Here is a 20106-nt window from a genome sequence, read left to right as displayed (position 1 = left end):
GTCCTCCTATGTTTTGGTTCATGAAGGACAATAGAGTAATTTTGACTCAATTAAATTGAGCTAAGTCAAAAAAAACATCAAAGCTGAAATTTAACTCTGAAAAGCTGACCGTAACGGAACAGGGTCATGACTATCTCCCTGCCCATATTGTCTATTATGTAAGTGTTCAGCTGTTTTATATCATTGATTTCGCTGTCGTTCATTGCCATCAGAACATCCCCCTCCTGAACAGTGGTGGAGATCCCTCTGGATTCGATTATCAGGTGGTTGCCCTTTTTGCCGAAGATCAGCCCGTAGGTGTTTTTGAGGGAATCTATGCCGTAGTTTTCGGGATATTCCGTCAGAAGTATCTGACCTTTGAAGGTCTTTGAACCTCTGCCCACTATCAGCTCAATGGCGGAACCGGGGGGATAACTTCTCAGCATGTTGCTCATGGCCAGCAGTGACGAAACCGGATATCCGTTTATCTGCAATATTCTGTCGCCGACCTTCATATCAATCTTTTCAGCATTGGAACCTTTTTCAACTCTGGTGACAACGAGGCTGACACCATCAGGCTCTTTCTGTTCTCTGGCTGCGAATCCCATGTGTCCGGCGGTCACCTTGCCGTTTTTAAGTATTTCCGGCAGAACACGCATTGCGGTATTGATGGGGATTGAGAATCCGATTCCCTGAGCCTCCTGAACCATAGCGGAGTTTATTCCCACAACCTCGCCGTCGAGGTTTATCAGCGGGCCTCCGGAGTTTCCGGGGTTTATGAGTGCGTCGGTCTGGATGTACATTGCGTAGCCGTTGCCGATGTTTATAACCCTTTTAACCGAGCTTATGACGCCTGTTGTGATGGAGCTGTTCAGCCCCAGCGGGTTTCCCATGGCAATGACTGTTTCGCCCAGCATGGCGTTGTCGCTGTTGCCGACTTTGGCGGCCGGATATTCTCCCGCCTGAATTATCTTGAGCACAGCAATGTCGAGAATCTTGTCGCCGCCAACAAGCCTTGCTTCATAGCTTTTGTTGTCGGTTGTGATAACGTATATTTTTGTGGCTGATTCGATAACGTGGTAGTTGGTGATTATGGTTCCGTCCGGTTTAACAATGAAGCCCGATCCAAGACTCTGGGTCTTGTATACCCTGTCCTGCCCGAAAAAGTCGTTTATGTAGTTCTCTCCGTGGAGAGTTTCCTGCCCGAAGGGGCCTACTGAAGTGCGGATGAGTTTTTCAGTACGGATATTGACAACCGAGTTTTCTATAAGTTTGATGGCGTTGACCACCGGAGAATATCTGTTGCTGCCCTGCGGGGGTGCGGCCGGTGCGGAGGATTGACTCTGTTCGGGAGTTTTTATTTCCTCAGGCTTCTCTTTTCCGCAGCCGAAGATCATAAGCATCACAGTTATCAGCAACAGTAATTTTTTCATCAGCCACCCTATAAATTTAAGTTATTTTAAGAATATATTTGAACCCCCCGATTAATTCAAGTATTCTGTTTTAATGTCCGTTAAACATTATTTTGAAGACGGCGGGGCAATGTCCGATGCTCTGCCGAGATATCGCAAAAGGCAGGCGCAGATAGATGCTGCGGAGTTCATCTATGAGTCCATGCAGAGCCACACGCCTGCTGTTCTTGAGGCTCCCACAGGCTCCGGAAAGACAATGGCATACCTTGTGCCGTCCTTCGAGCTTAACCGCCGCATCATAATATCCACCAAAACAAAACAGCTTATGTCCCAGATTGCGGGCAAAGACATAAAATCCGCCAGAAAGATATTCGGCAAGGATAAATACGTTGCCGTACTAAAGGGCAGAAAGAACTATTTCTGTCACCTTAGGTTCTTCAAACTGGTATATCCGCACCCCGGCAGATACGAGAACGTTATCCAGTGGTACGAAACGGTTGCCAGAGAAGAGATAATAGAGATGCCCGTTGGCGCATTCAATATGGGAGAGATTGAGAACATCACCACGGATTCGTGGATGTGTCCAGCATCCAAATGCGAGTTCTATGATATCTGCTCTTTTTACAGAGCCAAGCAGAACGCCAACGATGCTGACATAGTAATAACAAATCACTACCTGCTGATGAGCGATTTTGCCCTGAAAGCGGAGAGCGAGCACGCAAGTATATTTGATTTTGCCGACCATATAATAATGGACGAGGCACATTCAATTCCCGATATTTTCCCCCGTTTTGCAGGAACAGAACTGTCTCTGCGCAGTTTTCTGCGGGTGATGAACGAGAACAGACCCGTTTTTGACCCCAGAGAGATAGAGATCGCCGCTGGTCTTCTGTCAGGTCTTCTGGAGGATATCACCGAGCGCAGATACACTTCCGAGATAAAGGAACGGCTTCTCGGATATATATCCTTTGTTAACAAGGCCATAGGCGAAAAGGACGTTGACGACCTTAAGCAGATGCACAAGCGGCTGAACGACAAGGCCGAGAGCGTCATGGGCGACAGCGAGGGCGTGCGGTTTGCGGAGGTTGAGCGGGGCGACATAACGCTCCAGTATATACCGTTTGACGCATCGGAGAAACTGAGGGAAGGGCTGAAAAATTCCTGCCTGTCTCCTGTGTTCATCAGTGCAACCCTTTCGGTTAAAGGAACATTCGACTATTTTCTGAATGAAACCGGATATAAAGAGGATGAGGTGTCCTCGAAAAGCCTTGAACCTGTATTCAATATGGAAGAACAGGGCAGGCTGATGGTCAAGGACTGTGACGATGCCTTTTATGAAGAGCTTGCTCTCAAAGCGAAAGGCTCGGTGCTGATAATCTGCAACAGTGTGTCCCGAATGAACAGGGTCACAAAGCTTCTTAAGCAGATAATCCCCGACAGGGTGTTTGCTCAGAGTGAAATAGACATAAGCGACACAGAGGGGCTGATCGATACGTTTTTTGTGGGCTGTGCAGTGTTTCGGGAGGGGATGGATTTTGCACATACGGGTATTTCCTATGTGGTGCTCGATAAGCTCCCTTTCGAATATTTCGAGGATATAGTTTTGAAAGAGCGTGCATCTTCTTTGAAAAATAAAGGACTTGACCCTTTTAAAGACTATTTTTTGCCCCGTGCTGTGATATACTATCGACAGGCAGTGGGAAGGCTCCTCAGACACGAGGACGACCACGGCATTTGGGCTGTTCTGGACACCAGAATGGAGACCAAAAGTTATGGAAAGTATTTCCGTGATGTGTTAAATAATGTACCGAAGATAGATTCCATTGATGATGCGGTTCGTTTTCTGGAGGTAACTGATGAAGCGGATTAGAGTCGATTACAATTATGTGATGGACAAGTACATCGCCGGCGGTCTCAGCGAGGAACAGCTTGAAGAATACAAAGAGAAGGCAAAGCTGGGGCTGTCCCGTCTGCTTCGAATGTATGACAACGGAGACGCAGGGTTCATCGGGCTTCCTTCCCAGAGCACCGCACCGCTGAAAAAATTTGCCAAAGAGATAAACGGCAAGTTCAACGACCTGATAGTTGTTGGCATAGGCGGCAGCTCTCTTGGAGTGGAAACCGTTTGCAACGCAATGCTGCCCTTCGGCTATAACGCCCGCTCGTTCGCAGAGAGGGGATGCTTTCCCCGTGTGTGGGTGGCGGACAACGTTGACCCCAGCAAGATAAACTCCATTCTGTCAGAATGTCAGCCGGAGGATACCTTCGTCTGCATCATCACAAAATCCGGAAGCACGGTTGAGACAGCCGCAAACTTCGGGGTTATCTACGAATGGCTTACAACTAAAGTTAAAAATCCGAAAAAACAGATATGCGCAATCACCGATCCTGAAAAGGGCTCGCTGAGGGCTATGGCTAACGACAAAGGCTTTGTTTCGTTCGATGTTCAGCCGAACGTGGGCGGACGCTTCAGCGTTCTTTCTCCCGTCGGGCTTGTTCCTGCGGCCATTCTGGGGCTTGATATAGACAAGCTGCTTCAGGGGGCAATGTCGGCCAACAAGGACGGATATGAGCAGATACTCACCCTGTCCGCAATCTATATGTATTTCATGGATAAGGGTAAAAACATAAACGTAATGATGCCTTATTCCTCAAGGCTGATATCCTTTGCGGACTGGTTCTGTCAGCTCTGGGGCGAGAGCCTCGGCAAGAGCAAAACTAAGAACGGTCAGCATATCTCTTTCGGAACAACCCCTGTGCGTGCCACAGGAACCATAGATCAGCATTCTCAGGTTCAGCTGTACAAAGAGGGACCTAACGATAAAGTATTTACATTCATAGAGGTTCTGAACCATGACAAGGACAAGAAGATAGTTTCGCCCTATGAGGCATATGACTATCTGAACGGTCACACACTGGGTAAGCTCTGCAACATCGAGCTGATGGGAACGGAAGCCGCCCTTAAGACCGCCGACAGACCCTCGGTCAAGATATCCCTTGATATAGTTGACGAATACACCATCGGCGCACTGTTCATGCTTTGGCAGTACATAGTTCCGGTGATAGGCCTTGCATACGACATCGATCCGTTCGACCAGCCAGGTGTTGAAGAGGGCAAAGACTACGCCTATTCAATGCTCGGCAGAAAGGGTTATGACTCCACGAAAGATATACTGACGGAGATATACAAGAAGCAGAATGACTTTATCGTTTGAGAAGAAACTGTCGGCAAGACTTGGTGAACTGAACGGTAAACGACTGCTGGTTGCTTTTTCCGGCGGCAAAGACTCTGTGTCGCTGCTGCATTTCTTAAAAAAGAATGAAGGGATAAAAGGTTATCAACTTTCCGCCTGCCATGTGAACCATATGTACCGCAAAACCGCATGGTGGGATGAGAAGTTCTGTTCCGATTTCTGCGAAAAATATTCGATACCTTTTGTTTCGTTCCGGTGCGATGTGCCCAGATACTGTGCTGTGAAGAAAATGAGCTTCGAGCACGGGGCGAGGGTGATACGCTATCGTGCGCTGAACGACGCTGCGGCAGGGTTTAACGCCGATATGATACTCACGGCGCACACCAGAGACGACCTTGTGGAGACCTTTTTCATTCAGGCCGTTCAGGGGGCTTCGCCGTTTTCGCTGAAAGGCATCAGAGAGCAGGACGGAATGCTTTGCAGGCTGATGCTGGATATTACTTCCGAAGAAATTTACGAATACCTGAACAAATACAACGTATCCTATGTCATTGATGAGACCAACAATGACGAAAACTTTCTGAGAAACTTCATCCGCAAAAACGTCACGGCGAAACTGGCGGAGTTCAGAAAAGGATATGAAGAGAACATTATATCTTATCTGAAAGACAGCGTCAGGTTTGATAGTTATTTAGCAGAAAAACTTGAACCGATGATTGAGAATCATCAGGCGGACGTTCTGGCTGTTAAAACCGATGTTTTCGAATCGCTGAACGAACTGGAGCAGGAATACATCCTCCACAGGATGGGTTCCGCCTGTTTTCGTTTCGAACGCAGACATCTGGCTGAGATGCAGAAAATTCTGGATAACGAGTTTTCGGTAAGGGCGGATATGCCCGACGGATACAAATTCGAGAAGAGCGATAAGTTCATAAGGCTTTATCACGGCAGGAATATCGCATATTTCGAACTGACAAAACCGGCCGGAGCCGACAGCCTTTATGTTCCTCAGACAGGGAAGACCTTGCGGTTCAAAGGCGGATGGAAGGATGAGGAACTAACCGTGCGCAACAGGCGTCCGGGAGACAGAATAAAGATGAAAAAGGTCAAAGATGTCTTCATAGACAGGAAACTTGACCTATACACAAGGGATACCGCATTAATAATTCTTGAAAAAAATGTCATCGTATGGGTTGAAAATATCTCACATGATGCTAGTATAACCCTTTATGTGAAATAAAACCGGGGAGTTGAATTTGAGACCGCATATTCTTAAAGAAATGCTGAGCGAAGAAGAGATTCAGAAGAGAGTGAAAGAGCTGGGCAAACAGATAAGCGCAGACTATGCAGATAAGAACGTGCTTGCAGTGGGCGTTCTGAAAGGTTCGGTGATATTTATGGCCGACCTTGTCAGAGAGATGGAAGGTTCAAACGTTGAGATAGGCTTTCTGGCTGTGTCAAGCTACGAAGGTACTGATTCATCCGGTTCCGTAAGGCTTCTGTTCGATCTGGACAGGCCGCTGGAGGATACCCATGTTCTCATCGTTGAAGATATACTGGATACCGGAAACACATTGTCATATCTTACCAATATGCTTTCTCTGCGTAATCCGGCATCCATGAAGCTTGTTGCTCTGCTGGACAAGCCAGAAAGACGCAAAGCGCAGATAAATCTGGACTACAGAGGATTCCAGATTCCCGACAGGTTCGTGGTTGGCTACGGACTTGATTACGACGGATATTACCGCAATTTAAAAAATATATGCACGGTCGAATTTACCGACTGATGTTGGAGAAAGGTGATTATGAATAACGGATTTTACAAAAATCTGGCTTTATGGCTGGTCATCGCTTTTATCATGGTGTTTCTGTTCAACGTGATAAGCGGGACTCAGGCGGTCAAAAAGAACATAAGCTATTCCGAGTTCACCACACAGGTGATGGCGAATAAGGTTAAGTCTGTGACCATAAAGCAGAATAAAATCGACGGAGTTTTCGTTGAGGGCGGACAGTTCGAGTCCTATTCCCCCGACGATATTGAACTCATAAAGATGCTGAGAGAACACAAGGTTGAGATCACAGCTCAGCCGCCCGACAAGAGCCCCTGGTATATGCAGGTTCTCGTTTCGTGGCTGCCTATGATAATCCTCATCGGTATATGGATTTTCTTCATGCGCCAGATGCAGGGCGGAGCCGGCGGCAAAGCCTTCAGCTTCGGCAAATCAAAGGCAAAGCTACTCACTCAGGATCAGCACAAAGTTACGTTCAAGGACGTTGCAGGTATTGAAGAGGCGAAAGAGGAGCTTGAGGAGATCATAGATTTCCTGAAAGACCCCCAGAAGTTCCAGAAGCTCGGCGGAAAGATCCCTAAGGGTGTTCTGCTTGTGGGCCCTCCCGGAACAGGTAAAACACTGCTGGCAAGAGCCGTTGCAGGCGAGGCCGGAGTTCCTTTCTTCTCCATATCCGGTTCGGACTTCGTTGAGATGTTCGTCGGTGTTGGTGCGGCCCGTGTGCGTGACCTTTTCGAGCAGGGCAAGAAGAATGCTCCCTGTATAATCTTCGTTGACGAAATAGATGCCGTGGGCAGACACAGAGGCGCAGGCCTCGGCGGCGGCCACGACGAAAGGGAGCAGACGCTTAACCAGATGCTGGTTGAGATGGACGGCTTCGAGTCAAACGAAGGCGTAATTATGATAGCGGCGACCAACAGACCCGACGTTCTCGACCCTGCGCTTCTGCGCCCGGGACGTTTCGACCGTCAGGTGGTTGTTCCCAGACCCGACATGAACGGCCGACTTGAAATTCTCACCGTTCACTCGTCTAAAGTGAAAATGGAAGAGGGTATCGACCTCGAAGTTATAGCGAAAGGTACCCCCGGTTTTGCCGGAGCCGAGCTTGCGAACCTTGTTAACGAAGCGGCTCTGATAGCTGCCCGCAAGAACAAGGAAGCGGTTCAGATGATAGACTTTGAAGAGGCCAAAGACAAAGTTATCATGGGTAAGGAACGCAGAAGCATGGTCATCAGCGACAAAGAGAAGGAGAACACCGCATACCACGAGGCGGGACACGCAATCGTTGCGAAGCTTATTCCTGAGGCCGACCCCGTTCACAAAGTCAGTATCATCCCCAGGGGGATGGCGCTTGGTGTTACAATGCAGCTCCCTGTTGATGACAGACACATGTATACCAAAGACTACATGGAGAGCATGCTTGCAGTGCTTATGGGCGGACGTGTTGCCGAAGAGGTTATCTTTGACAGGCTGTCCACAGGCGCAGGCAATGACATAGAAAGAGCCACGGGCATCGCCAGAAAAATGGTCTGCTCATGGGGTATGAGCAAGAAGATGGGCCCCCTTGCATACGGCAAGAAGGACGAGCAGGTTTTCCTCGGCAAAGAGATAGGCCATGCGAAGGACTACAGCGAAACAACTGCAATCGCCATTGACGATGAGGTTAAGGCTTTAGTAATGGATGGCTATAACAGAGCCAGAAGAATACTTGAAGACAATACAGAGCTTTTGCACAGTGTTGCCAAACTCCTCCTTGAAAAGGAGACCATCGACGGACACGAGATCGACAAGCTTATGAGCGGGGAAGCTGAAAGCGAACCCGAAGCCAAAGCGGAAGAGACGCTTGTCTAAGATATTAACTTCGTCCCGCGGGGATCTGTCGCTTGAGTTTCCTCTTCTGATGGGGATACTGAATGTGACCCCCGACTCTTTCAGCGACGGCGGCAGTTTCAACAGTGCCGACGGACTGATCAGCAGGGTGGACGAATTTCTGTTCCATAAGGTGGATATAGCCGATATCGGCGGAGAATCCACCAGACCCGGTTCCGATGGGGTCAGCACCGAGGAGGAACTGAAAAGAGTTGTTCCGGCGGTGATGCTCTCTGCCGCAAACGGGCTTTACGTTTCTGTGGACACCATGAAGCCGCAGGTGGCCTATGAGTCACTGGCGGCCGGTGCGGCAATGATAAACGATGTGTCGGGGTTTCGTGATCCTGATATGGTCGCTGTCTGTGCCGAGTTCGGCTGTTCGGTGTGCATCATGCATATGCTGGGCGAGCCAAGAAGTATGCAGGATAACCCTGTTTACGGCGACGTGGTGGAGGACGTGAAAAAATATCTGCTGGATGCGGCCGAAAGGTGCATCAGGGCTGGCATTAAGGAATCGTCAATCTGTATCGACCCGGGCTTCGGCTTCGGGAAGACACTTGAAGATAATTATAAACTGCTGGCAGGTCTGGAAAACATCAGATCTGCCGGCTTTCCCGTTCTTGCGGGAATGTCCCGTAAGTCCATGATAGGAAATGTTGTTAACAAACCTCCTGTCAAGCGTCTTGCAGGAACTCTGGCTGCCCACACGGCGGCTGTTCTCAACGGAGCCGATATCATCAGAGCACATGATATCGAGGAGACCTCCGACATGCTGAAAGTGCTCAGAATGCTGAAAATTGCGGGTGGCAAGTGTTTGAGATAATCAAATCCATAGGATTATTCGACATCATCGACATGGCGATAATCGCCGTTGTGGCGTATAATCTCCTTCTGCTCATCAAGGGCACGAGGGCACTTCCCATGCTCATGGGCATCCTGCTCATTGTTTTTGTATCTTTCGCCGCCAGATATCTGGGGCTTAAGACCACAAGCTGGGTTCTGGACAACTTCACAGGTTATCTGTTCATAATCATAGTCGTTCTCTTTCAGCAGGAGATACGCCGTGCTCTGGCATTCATCGGCGAAACCAAGGTGTTCGGCACACAGGCCAAGGCGAAATCCGTCATTCTGGACGAGATAGTAAAGGCCGCAACAGTCCTTGCCAACAGGCAGATAGGCGCACTTATCGTTCTCCAGCGCAACACCGACCTTGAGCACTTTCTGGACGACACAGGCCAGAAGCTCGACTGTATGATATCAAAAGAGATACTTATAAGTCTTTTTATCCCTTATTCTCCGCTCCACGACGGTGCGGTGATAATTTCGAACGGCCGCATAACAACTGCAGGGAGCATCCTGCCCCTTACACGCAAAACAGACCTCGGAAAAAACTACGGAACACGCCACAGAGCGGCTGTAGGCGTTACTGAGGAGACGGATGCGATCGCCATCACTGTCAGTGAGGAGAAGGGTTCCATCACTGTGGCGCAGAACGGACAGCTCAGCGAGGAACTTAATGCGGATAAACTCCGTAAGATGCTCGATTCCATATTTAATCAACCTGCAAAGGGCGTAGCGAAAAATGATAATAACTAACACACACTTAAGAATTATCAGCGTCATTCTGGCCGTTTGCCTCTGGTTGTATATAGTTACGGGGGAGTTTCAGGAAATATCGCTCTATGTGCCTGTGAAACTTACTAATATCCCCGAAGGATCCGTAGCCGTTACCGATGAGAACCTGATAAACGTTATGGCCAAAGGCCCCAAGTTTCTCGTTAATAACAAGCAGTTTAACAAGGTTCAGATAAGTCTGGACGTTTCAAAGATAGAATCCGGCACAAAGAGCGTCTATATCAATCCTGAGGACGTTCAAATGCCCGCCGGAATTGAAGTTACGAACATTAATCCCAAGTCGATAGACGTTACGGTGGACTCTCTGGTTAAAAAACCTCTCAAGGTGTCGCCTACGTTTGTCGGTGAGCCTCAGCCGGGTTACAAGATAGGCTCGGTAATGGTTAAGCCGGAAATTGTGGAGGTCAACGCCGCCACATCGAAAATAAAGGGAATAAAATCCCTTGAAACCATGCCTGTTAACCTTTCCGGCAAGAAAGACCCCATAACCTACAGCATCGGTCTGAAGTTTTATGAGGGCGTTCAGAAGACCACCCCCGAAGCGGTGGAAGTTTTTGTTGTTTTTAAAGAAGATATTCAGGACAAAACAATACATCAGCTTGATGTCAACCCTATAGGGCTTCCTGTGGGGCTGAAAGCAAGGGTGCTGACGGATGATGTCACCCTGAGGGTGAACGGAAGGGTGGATCTGCTGAACGAGCAGACCATTGCAAACGTTCTTAATCCCCGTGTGGATCTTTCCGATGTGAATGCGCCAGGAGTTTACAAGCGCAGTATTGTTTTCAATGATTCAAAAATAATTAATGTGCTCAATGTAAAACCAAGCAGAGTGCGTGTTGAGGTTTATTAATGCGTAAGTATTTCGGAACAGACGGTGTAAGAGGCCTTGCGAACCAATTCCCTATGACAGCCACTTTTGCGCTGCGTCTTGGTCAGGCGGCAGCCCGACAGTTTTACACCGACGGAAAGAAAACTCATAGAATAGTTATAGGAAAAGATACCCGTATTTCGGGATATATGTTCGAATCGGCTCTGGTCGCCGGAATAACCTCCATGGGAATGGATGCGGTTATGGTGGGAGTTCTCCCCACCCCTGCGATAGCTTTTATTACCAGAAGCCTCAGGGCGGATGCCGGAGTTGTAATATCCGCATCACATAATCCTTATTACGATAACGGCATAAAGTTTTTCTCCGGTACAGGACACAAGCTCCCCGACCAAGTGGAGCTTCAGATAGAACAGTTCACCGACCAGATGATAGAAACGGGCGACGTTCCGCTTTCTGCTGACAAGGTCGGCAAAGCATACAGAATAGACACGGCGATCGGGAGATACGTTGAGTTTGCGAAGAACACCTTCGACAGGGACGTTGACCTTGTGGGGCTTAAGATAGTTGTGGACTGCTCAAACGGCGCAACTTATAAGGTTGGGCCGCTGGCTCTTGAGGAACTTGGAGCCAAGATAACTGTTATCGGCAACCAGCCCAACGGAACAAACATTAACGATAAATGCGGCTCGGTTTATCCTGAACTTATGTGTGAGGCTGTTAAAGAGAAGAAAGCCGACATTGGCATCGCTTTCGACGGCGACGGCGACAGGGTGATTTTCTCCGACGGTGACGGAGAGGTGGTTGACGGCGATATCATCATGGGTATCTGCGCAAAGCATATGAAAGAGCTGGGACTTCTCAACGGCGACACAATGGTGAGCACCGTAATGAGCAACCTCGGTTTCGAACGATCAATGAACAACGCAGGTATAGAGGTGGTGCGCACTGAAGTCGGCGACAGATACGTTATGGCTGAGATGCTGAAAAGCGGATACAACCTTGGCGGCGAACAGTCCGGACACATAATTTTCAGCGACTATAACACCACTGGCGATGGTCTGGTGAGCGCAATGCAGCTGCTCAAGGTGCTTGTGAAATCGGGCAAGAGCCTGAAAGACCTTAAAAATATGATAGAACTGTATCCCCAGACGCTTAAAAACTATAAAGTTAATAAAAAGATACCCCTTTCCGAACTTCCGAAGACCACGGCTGAAATTGCCTCTGTTGAAAAGGTTCTCGGCAAGTCGGGCAGGGTTTTTGTCAGATATTCCGGCACAGAGAACAAGATACGTGTGATGCTGGAGGGTGCTGACCTGAAACAGATAGAGGAATACGCCGAGAACATCGGCGCTGTTGCTCTGAAAGAGATAGAGGAGCTTTCATAAGATGGTAAGACTCGGAGTAAACATCGATCACGTTGCCACTGTTCGTCAGGCGAGACTGGCGGCAGAGCCGGACCCTGTCCATGCGGCGGTTCTGGCTGAGCTTGGCGGTGCGGATCAGATTACGATACATCTGCGTGAGGACAGACGCCACATATGCGACCGTGACCTTGCGATACTTCGCCAGACGGTGAAAACAAGGCTGAACCTTGAGATGGCAAGCACAGAGGAGATGGTGCGCATCGCACTTGAAACAAAGCCCGACATGGTGACACTTGTCCCTGAAAAGAGACAGGAGCTGACCACAGAGGGCGGTCTGAACGTGCTGGGCAATTATGACAGCCTCGCAGACAGCGTGCAGAGGCTTAAGGACGGCGGAATATTCGTCAGCCTTTTTGTGGATGCGGACGCAGACCAGATGGAAAAATGCGCAGAGATGGGTGCGGATGCTGTGGAGATACACACAGGACGCTATGCTGACACCAAAGGCGCACAGCAGAGAGAAGAGCTTTCCAGAATAATCTTCGCAGGGCAGAAATGCCGTGAGCTTGGTCTGGTGCTCAACTCCGGACACGGGCTGAACTATCACAACGTAGGCGAAATAGTGACCATCCCCGGTATGAACGAGGTGAACATAGGTCACTCCATTATCGCCCGTTCGATCTTCGTCGGTGTCGAGAGGGCGGTTCGTGAGATGAAAGAGACTATCCACAGGGCATTGATGGATGCTGGGCTGTGATATAGTCGAAACCGGACGGCTGAAAGATTCATACGAAAGGTATGGGAAGAAGTTTTTAGACAGAATTCTTAGTGAGCGTGAACAGGAGCTTTTTGAGAAAAAAGGCTCTAAACTGCAATTTCTTGCAGGCAGGTTCGCCGCAAAGGAATCCATAGCAAAGAGTTTCAAAACGGGTATCGGAGGCGATTACTCGTTTACTGATATAGAGATACTGAATGAAGAGTCCGGTGCGCCCCTTGTGTACATCAAGGGTGTTCTGCGTTCGGACATAGAGGTCAGCATCTCCCACGACAGGCATTATGCAATGGCTGTAAGTCTTATTAAGAGGTAATATTATGAGTGTTGTCGTCATTCCTGCCAGAATGGCATCCACCAGACTGCCGGGAAAACCGCTCAGAAAGATAGCGGGCGTACCTATGATTCTCAGGGTTGCTGAGAACTGCAAAAAATCAGTTGCAGGCAGGGTTATCGTGGCTACGGACTCCCAGGAGATTCTTGAGGCCTGCGAGGGCGTTGAGGGGATTGAGTCCACAATGACCGCTGACGATATCCAGTCCGGAACAGACAGGGTTGCCCGTGTGGCCAAATTCGTTGAGGACGACATAATTATAAATGTTCAGGGCGACGAACCCTTTATCGACCCCAACCTTATCAATGAACTGATAAAGGATCTGCGTGATAATCCTCAGGTGCTTATGAACACTGCGGCATGCGCATTTGACGAGGGTGAGGATGTAAAAGACCCTAACTGCGTTAAGGTTGTACTGGACAAAAACGGATTTGCACTGTACTTTTCTAGGTTGCCCATTCCATATGACAGAGACGGTTCGGGCAATGTAACATATTATAAACACATCGGTATTTACGGTTTCAGAAAGAGCTGGCTTATAAAGTTCGCCTCTCTGGAGCAGACCACGCTTGAAAACATTGAAAAGCTGGAACAGCTCAGGGCGCTGGAAAACGGCGTGAGCATAAAAGTGATAAAGACCGATTACAAGCCGGTGTCAGTGGACACCGAAGAAGACCTAATTAAAGCAGAAGAAATTATGGGCAGGAATAACTGATGGCTAAGTTTGTTTTTACTACCGGCGGAGTTCTATCATCACTTGGAAAGGGGATTACAGCGGCATCTCTCGGTGCGCTGCTGGAATCCAGAGGCTACAAAGTAGCTATTAAAAAATACGACCCCTACCTCAACGTTGACCCGGGCACAATGAGCCCCTTTCAGCATGGTGAGGTTTTCGTTACCGAAGACGGAGCAGAGGCCGACCTCGACCTCGGACACTATGAGAGGTTCCTTAACTTCAACACCTCCAAAGTGAGCAACGTTACGACCGGAAAAATATATAAGACCGTCATCGACAAAGAGAGAAACGGCGACTATCTGGGCGGCACAGTTCAGGTTATCCCCCACATCACTGACGAGATTAAGAACAACATCTATAAAGATGCTGATAAATATGACATAATCATTATCGAAATCGGCGGAACCGTTGGCGACATCGAGTCTCTGCCCTTCCTTGAGGCCATCAGACAGTTCAAGTTTGATGCCGGCGAAGACAACGTGTGCTACGTCCACCTGACACTCGTTCCCTACATCAAAAGTGCGGGCGAGCTTAAGACGAAGCCCACTCAGCACTCAGTTAAGGCTCTGCGTGAGATCGGTATTCAGCCGGACATCCTCGTATGCCGCTCCGAATATCCCCTTGATGAGTCCATCAGAAGCAAGATAGGTCTTTTCTGCAATGTATCAAAAGAATACGTTATCAATGCAATAGACGTGAGCACCATCTACGAGTCACCCCTCACCATGAGAAAAGAGGGCATCGACAAGCTGGTTCTGAAGAAATTCAGAATGGATGAGCGTGAATCCGATACTAAAGTATGGGAAGACATCGTCCACAGGCTTAAACAGCCCGATGATGAGGTGACAATCGGTCTTGTCGGTAAATATATTGATCTGAAAGATGCTTACATCAGTATCAATGAAGCCCTCATCCACGGCGGTATCGCAAACAGGGTGAAGGTGAACATCAAGCGTATCGATGCGGAAAAACTTGAAAACGGCGCAAAACCCGACGCATACCTTTCTGACGTTGACGGAATCCTTATCCCCGGCGGCTTCGGCGAAAGAGGCGTGGAAGGCAAGATAGTTGCGGTCAACTTCGGCCGTACCAAGGATATTCCTTTCTTCGGTATCTGTCTGGGACTTCAGTGTATCCTTATTGAGTTCGCAAGGAACGTTCTGAAGATGGAGAACGCCCACAGCGTGGAGTTCAATCCCAAAACTCCTTACCCTGTGATAGATTACATGAACGAGCAGAAGAACATCAAGCAGATGGGCGGAACAATGCGTCTGGGTGCATACGACTGTACTCTGGATGAGGACAGCACCGCTTTCAGGGCATACGGAGCGAAGCACATCTCCGAGCGTCACAGACACAGACTTGAGTTCAACAACGATTTCAAAGAAGACATGATAAAGAACGGTCTGCAGATGACAGGTGTTAACGAGGAGAGGGGACTTGCGGAGATTTTCGAATCAAAATCTCACAGATGGTTCCTCGGATGTCAGTTCCACCCGGAATTTAAATCCAAACCCTCTAAACCGCACCCTCTGTTTGCAAGCTTCATAAAAGCGGCATACGCTTACAAAAAAGAAAGAGAAAATCAAGGCGAATAATTTGACTGATAAAGACATCCTGTCCATAGGCAGGGAGACAATACAGACAGAGATTGACGCACTGAACGTCATGAAAGACAGGCTGGACGACAATTTTGTCCGTGCGGTGGAAATAATCCTCGCGTGCAGGGGCAGAGTGGTCATCACCGGAATGGGCAAAAGCGGCATAATCGGCAGAAAGATAGCCGCAACCCTCTCCAGCACAGGCACGCCGTCCCTTTTTCTGCATCCCGCAGAAGGGGTTCACGGAGACCTCGGCATGATAGTCAAGGGTGACGTATGCATCGCTCTGTCAAACAGCGGCGAGACTGCCGAAGTTATTAAACTTCTGCCGCTGATAAAAAGATTCAAAATTCCGCTGATATCAATCGTCGGCAGAATACCCTCAACACTTGCGGAGCGCAGCGACTGCGTTCTGGATGCATCAGTAGCAAAAGAGGCCTGTTCGCTGAACCTCGCTCCCACGGCAAGCACAACTGCGGCGCTGGCAATGGGGGACGCTCTCAGCGTTGCTCTCCTTGAAAAGCGAGGATTCGGGGCAGACGATTTCGCTCTGTACCATCCCTCCGGCGCACTGGGCAAAAGACTGCTCACAAGGGTAAACGATCTTGCCCACGGACAGGACAGAGTTCCCGTTATAGGACAGGACAAAAAGGTTTCCGATGCCGTGTTCGTCATGAGCGCAAAGGGCTTCGGCTGTACTGCTGTTGTTGACGATTCAGGCAGACTGGCAGGAATCATAACTGATGGCGACCTCAGACGTGGGCTTGAAAAGTATAATAATATTTTCTCCATGGATATAAAAGATTTACCATTGAAATATCCCCGAACGGTTGAAAGAAAGGCGCTGGCCGCAAAGGCTTTGCAGATAATGGAGGAGTTCTCCATTACCTCCCTTTTCACAGTTGACGAAGAAGGCAGACCGGACGGAATAATCCATCTGCACGACCTTCTGAAAGAGGGTATCGTATGATAAAGCTCCTTGTGCTGGATGTTGACGGGGTGCTTACCGACGGCGGGATCATCTATGATGATAACGGGGTCGAGATCAAACGCTTTGACGTTAAGGACGGACTGGGTATCAAACTTGCGCAGAACGCAGGGCTTGAGATTGCTGTCATATCCGGACGCAAGTCGAAGGTAACAGAGCTTAGATGCAGGGAACTTGGAATACGCCGCTGTTTCACAGGGGTTAAAAATAAGGTCGAGTGTTTCGAGTCGGTCAGGGATGAACTGGGTGTCGGATACGAAGAGACGGCTTTCATCGGCGACGACATAAACGATCTTGCTCTTTTAAAGCGTGTGGGTTTTTCCGCAACACTTTCCGATTCATTTGACTATATTAAGTCTCAGGTGAATTATGTGACGGTGCGTCAGGGCGGAAGGGGCGCTGTGCGGGAGTTCATAGAAAAGATTCTGGAAAAGAACGGCGTATGGGAAAATATACTAAAATCATTCTCGTAGTAACGGCGGTGGTGCTTGCACTTGCCTCGCTGACACTGCTTAAAAAGGACAAGAACAACATTAAGTTCAACCTGAAAGAGAATGAGGTCATCATAGACAACTTTGAGATGGGCAAGGTTCTGGACGAGCAGAATAACTTTTATAAAGTCACTGCAAAACAGGCCAGAATAAACAAAGCAAAAGAAACTGCGCAACTTACCGACTTCAAGGCTGTCTATAAGAAAGGTGATATCGACGTGGAGCTTCTGGCTCCTAAAGGATATATGGAAAAGGAATATATGGTGAGTGTCACCGGTGCGGTAAACGGCAGGCTCAATGAGTTTGATTTTAAATCCACCGATCAAAGCAGATTTCACTATGATTTTCTGACGGGAGTGGGTACGCTTTTGGGACGCTTTGAGATTTCCCATAACAACGGAAGCGTATCTGCCGATAAGATAATGGTATTCAGCAGGAATAACTATGCGGAGTTCATCGGAAATGTTCAGGTCACTTATTACAAATAGCCTTGTGGTTCTGCTTCTGGCAACAGCTCTCACCGCCTCTGCGGCAGAGGGGGTTGTTAAACCCGGACTGGGTAAAAAACCTATAAAGATTTTGTCCGACTATATGAAATATACGGGCAGCGACAATACATCCAGATTTTCAGGCAACGTTGTGGTCACAGACGGCGAGATGCGTGTTTCAGCCGACAACATGGACGTTACTTTTGACAAAAGCAATAATGTCAAAGAGATAAACGCTCAGGGCAACGTTAAGATAGAAAAGGAAGGGCTGCTGGCTCTTTCGGACAGGGCAAAGTTGTTCGCCGCTGAAGAGATGGCTGTGCTCAGCAGCAACGTAAGAGTCTGGCAGGGCGATAATTATCTTGAGGGTGAGAAGGTTACACTCTATAATGAGAACAACAGGATATTTGTCGACCGCGGAACGAACAACAGGGTCAAAATCATCATAGCACCGAAAGAGGCGAAGAAGTAAATTGGGACTTAAAGCTGAAAATCTGAAGAAAGTTTATAAGAAAAGAGCCGTTGTCAACGGCGTCAGTATCTCCGTCAGCAAAGGGGAGATAGTGGGGCTTTTGGGACCTAACGGTGCGGGCAAAACCACCACTTTCTATATGATAGTCGGTCTGGTGCGTCCGGATGCCGGAAACGTCTTTCTCAACGATGAAGATATAACCCGCAGCTCAATGCACAGGCGCAGTCTGAGCGGAATAGCATATCTGCCTCAGGAAGCATCCATCTTCCGCAAAATGTCTGTCTATGACAACATTTATGCGGCTCTTGAGCTTAAATACGAAGATAAGGAATACATGCGAGACCGTACCGAGACCCTGATTCAGGAATTCGGCCTCGAAAAGGTCAGAAAGTCTCAGGGTTATGCGCTTTCAGGCGGCGAGCGTCGCCGTGTTGAAATCGCCAGATGCATGGCGGGTGAGCCGGATATAATTCTTCTGGATGAACCTTTTTCAGGAATCGATCCCATCTCGGTCAGCGATATTCAGAAGATGGTTTTCGACCTCAAAAACAAAGGAATAGGCGTTCTTATAACGGATCACAACGTTCGTGAGACCCTGAAAATAACTGACAGAGCATACATTATAGCCGACGGAAGCGTGCTGACCCACGGAAATCCGCAGGAGATAGTAAAGGATCCGCAGGTCATCGACAGATACCTTGGCAAGGACTTCTCATTGTGAAAGGCGGAAAGCTCAATCTTGAAATAAGCGGCAAACTATCTCAAAAACTGCACATCACCCCACAGATGAAGCAGTCGCTTTCTATCCTTCAGATGCCGATCACTGAGCTGCTTCAGGAACTGAACAGCTACCTTGAGGACAATCCCGTTCTGGAAGAATCTGAGAACAAAGAGAATGAGGAATCATCAAAATCTTCCGACGACGACCGTGACGAAGAACCTGTTAAAGAGGATACGGACGGCGACGAGATCGATAAGATCGACTGGGAAGAATTTTACCGTGACAACAACGACATAACATATACTCCCACAGACGAGGAGGGCTACGACCTCGAAAAATTCGTTTCGGGTGAAAAGACCATCTACGAACATCTGATGTATCAGCTTAAAACATCCGGATGCTCCGGAGAAATAGGCGCAGCCGCAGAGAACATAATAGGAAACCTTTCCGACGAAGGGTATTTTCTGGATGAGTTCTGGGAAGTGGCGCAGGATGTGGACGTTGAGGAATCCGACGTTGAGAAGGCTCTGCTTCTGGTTCAGACTTTCGATCCTCCCGGCATTGCGGCCAGGAGTCTGAAAGAGTGCATCCATATTCAGCTTTCGCAGTTCAACGTTGAGCAGGTCTATGTGGACTTCATAGCCGAACTGCTTGAGAAACATGAAAAAGACCTCATCGCATACAGATACGATGAGATAAAGTCGTCACTGGGAATTGAGGACGACACGTTCGAATATATGATGTTCCTCATGCGCAAGACAGACCCCAAACCGGGATTAAATTTCGGCGGAAGAGGAAATCAGGCAATTAAACCTGATGTTTATATTGTAAAAAAAGAGAATGAGTACGATATTATACTTAATGAGGAGGGGATACCCGCCCTCAGGATGAATACTTATTATCTGAACCTGCTGAAAAATAAAGCTCTGGACGGCAACACGAAGGAGTATATCGAAGAAAAGGTCAAAAATGCTCTTTGGCTAATCAAAAGTTTAAATAAGCGTCAGAAAGCGATTTATCGTGTCGTTAAAGTTCTGACCGAGGTTCAGACTGATTTCCTCGAAAAAGGCATCAACTATCTGAAACCCCTTAAACTTAAAGATGTTGCCGACGAGACCGGACTGCACGAATCCACAGTGAGCCGTGTTACATCCGGAAAATATGCAATGACCCAGCAGGGACTCATTGAGCTGAAATCCTTCTTTGTGAAGGGGCTGGATACTGATACGGGGGATATGTCCACTCAGAAGGTCAAAAACATGATCAAAGATATCGTGGACAGTGAAAATTCCGACAAACCTTTCAGCGACCAGCGTATTGTTGAACTTTTGAATGGTCAGGGCATAAACATCGCCCGAAGGACCGTTGCCAAATACAGGGACGAACTGGGCATACCGACAAAATCACAACGTAAACGTATCAGGAGGTAAG

Annotated in this window: 20 protein-coding genes; 19 read left to right on the top strand and 1 reads right to left on the bottom strand. The window is 48.4% G+C overall.

From position 1 onward, the window contains the following. Positions 1 to 77: 77 nt before the first annotated feature. Positions 78 to 1412, bottom strand: a complete 1335-nt coding sequence (locus C8D98_RS08640; RefSeq protein ID WP_243640946.1) for a S1C family serine protease — start codon at positions 1410 to 1412, stop codon at positions 78 to 80. A 73-nt stretch (positions 1413 to 1485) separates the two neighbouring features. Here C8D98_RS08640 and C8D98_RS08635 point away from each other — a divergent pair, with 73 nt between their 5' ends. From C8D98_RS08635 to rpoN, 19 genes are all read left to right on the top strand, one after another. Then, positions 1486 to 3261 (top strand): ATP-dependent DNA helicase, encoded by a 1776-nt coding sequence (locus C8D98_RS08635; protein WP_132873732.1) that lies wholly within the window; start codon positions 1486 to 1488, stop codon positions 3259 to 3261. Continuing rightward, complete coding sequence (locus C8D98_RS08630) at positions 3248 to 4606, top strand: glucose-6-phosphate isomerase (RefSeq protein WP_132873731.1); 1359 nt, start codon at positions 3248 to 3250, stop codon at positions 4604 to 4606. Before C8D98_RS08635 ends, C8D98_RS08630 begins: the two co-directional genes overlap by 14 nt. Next, a complete protein-coding gene (gene tilS, locus C8D98_RS08625) occupies positions 4590 to 5825 on the top strand; it encodes a tRNA lysidine(34) synthetase TilS (protein ID WP_132873730.1) in 1236 nt (411 codons plus the stop codon). Before C8D98_RS08630 ends, tilS begins: the two co-directional genes overlap by 17 nt. Before the next feature lie 16 nt (positions 5826 to 5841). Further along, positions 5842 to 6372: a hypoxanthine phosphoribosyltransferase gene (gene hpt / locus C8D98_RS08620; protein ID WP_132873729.1), complete on the top strand. Its 531-nt coding sequence runs from the start codon at positions 5842 to 5844 to the stop codon at positions 6370 to 6372. 18 nt (positions 6373 to 6390) lie between these two features. Beyond that, entirely contained in the window at positions 6391 to 8226 is a 1836-nt protein-coding gene (ftsH, locus tag C8D98_RS08615; protein ID WP_132873728.1) for an ATP-dependent zinc metalloprotease FtsH, read from the top strand. Continuing rightward, positions 8219 to 9067: a dihydropteroate synthase gene (gene folP, locus C8D98_RS08610; protein WP_243640945.1), complete on the top strand. Its 849-nt coding sequence runs from the start codon at positions 8219 to 8221 to the stop codon at positions 9065 to 9067. The genes ftsH and folP overlap by 8 nt, the downstream gene beginning before the upstream one ends. Beyond that, positions 9055 to 9840, top strand: coding sequence for a diadenylate cyclase CdaA (gene cdaA, locus C8D98_RS08605; RefSeq protein ID WP_132873727.1), 786 nt, complete (start codon positions 9055 to 9057; stop codon positions 9838 to 9840). The genes folP and cdaA overlap by 13 nt, the downstream gene beginning before the upstream one ends. After that, positions 9827 to 10729, top strand: a complete 903-nt coding sequence (locus tag C8D98_RS08600; protein ID WP_132873726.1) for a CdaR family protein — start codon at positions 9827 to 9829, stop codon at positions 10727 to 10729. Before cdaA ends, C8D98_RS08600 begins: the two co-directional genes overlap by 14 nt. Then, positions 10729 to 12093, top strand: coding sequence for a phosphoglucosamine mutase (gene glmM, locus C8D98_RS08595; protein ID WP_132873725.1), 1365 nt, complete (start codon positions 10729 to 10731; stop codon positions 12091 to 12093). The genes C8D98_RS08600 and glmM overlap by 1 nt, the downstream gene beginning before the upstream one ends. 1 nt (position 12094) lies before the next feature. Next, entirely contained in the window at positions 12095 to 12829 is a 735-nt protein-coding gene (locus C8D98_RS08590; RefSeq protein ID WP_132873724.1) for a pyridoxine 5'-phosphate synthase, read from the top strand. Continuing rightward, positions 12816 to 13160: a holo-ACP synthase gene (gene acpS / locus C8D98_RS08585; RefSeq protein WP_132873723.1), complete on the top strand. Its 345-nt coding sequence runs from the start codon at positions 12816 to 12818 to the stop codon at positions 13158 to 13160. The genes C8D98_RS08590 and acpS overlap by 14 nt, the downstream gene beginning before the upstream one ends. A 4-nt stretch (positions 13161 to 13164) precedes the next feature. Further along, the gene (gene kdsB / locus C8D98_RS08580) at positions 13165 to 13893 is read left to right on the top strand and encodes a 3-deoxy-manno-octulosonate cytidylyltransferase (protein ID WP_132873722.1); all 729 of its coding nucleotides are present in this window, start codon (positions 13165 to 13167) and stop codon (positions 13891 to 13893) included. Next, positions 13890 to 15512 (top strand): CTP synthase, encoded by a 1623-nt coding sequence (gene pyrG, locus C8D98_RS08575; RefSeq protein ID WP_165871271.1) that lies wholly within the window; start codon positions 13890 to 13892, stop codon positions 15510 to 15512. The genes kdsB and pyrG overlap by 4 nt, the downstream gene beginning before the upstream one ends. A gap of 70 nt (positions 15513 to 15582) precedes the next feature. Next, positions 15583 to 16485: a KpsF/GutQ family sugar-phosphate isomerase gene (locus C8D98_RS08570; protein ID WP_132873935.1), complete on the top strand. Its 903-nt coding sequence runs from the start codon at positions 15583 to 15585 to the stop codon at positions 16483 to 16485. Further along, complete coding sequence (locus C8D98_RS08565; protein ID WP_132873720.1) at positions 16482 to 16976, top strand: KdsC family phosphatase; 495 nt, start codon at positions 16482 to 16484, stop codon at positions 16974 to 16976. The genes C8D98_RS08570 and C8D98_RS08565 overlap by 4 nt, the downstream gene beginning before the upstream one ends. After that, positions 16946 to 17482, top strand: a complete 537-nt coding sequence (locus C8D98_RS08560; RefSeq protein WP_132873719.1) for an LptA/OstA family protein — start codon at positions 16946 to 16948, stop codon at positions 17480 to 17482. Before C8D98_RS08565 ends, C8D98_RS08560 begins: the two co-directional genes overlap by 31 nt. Next, on the top strand, positions 17457 to 17954 hold the full coding sequence (lptA, locus tag C8D98_RS08555) for a lipopolysaccharide transport periplasmic protein LptA (protein ID WP_165871243.1): 498 nt from the start codon (positions 17457 to 17459) through the stop codon (positions 17952 to 17954). Before C8D98_RS08560 ends, lptA begins: the two co-directional genes overlap by 26 nt. A gap of 1 nt (position 17955) precedes the next feature. Continuing rightward, a complete protein-coding gene (gene lptB, locus C8D98_RS08550) occupies positions 17956 to 18675 on the top strand; it encodes an LPS export ABC transporter ATP-binding protein (RefSeq protein ID WP_132873717.1) in 720 nt (239 codons plus the stop codon). Beyond that, a complete protein-coding gene (gene rpoN / locus C8D98_RS08545) occupies positions 18672 to 20105 on the top strand; it encodes an RNA polymerase factor sigma-54 (RefSeq protein WP_132873716.1) in 1434 nt (477 codons plus the stop codon). The genes lptB and rpoN overlap by 4 nt, the downstream gene beginning before the upstream one ends. The last annotated feature ends 1 nt before the right edge of the window (position 20106 follow it).

It is taken from the genome of Seleniivibrio woodruffii (genome assembly GCF_004339245.1).
Taxonomy (GTDB): domain Bacteria; phylum Chrysiogenota; class Deferribacteres; order Deferribacterales; family Geovibrionaceae; genus Seleniivibrio; species Seleniivibrio woodruffii.
This window is presented reverse-complemented; position numbering and strand designations above follow the sequence as displayed.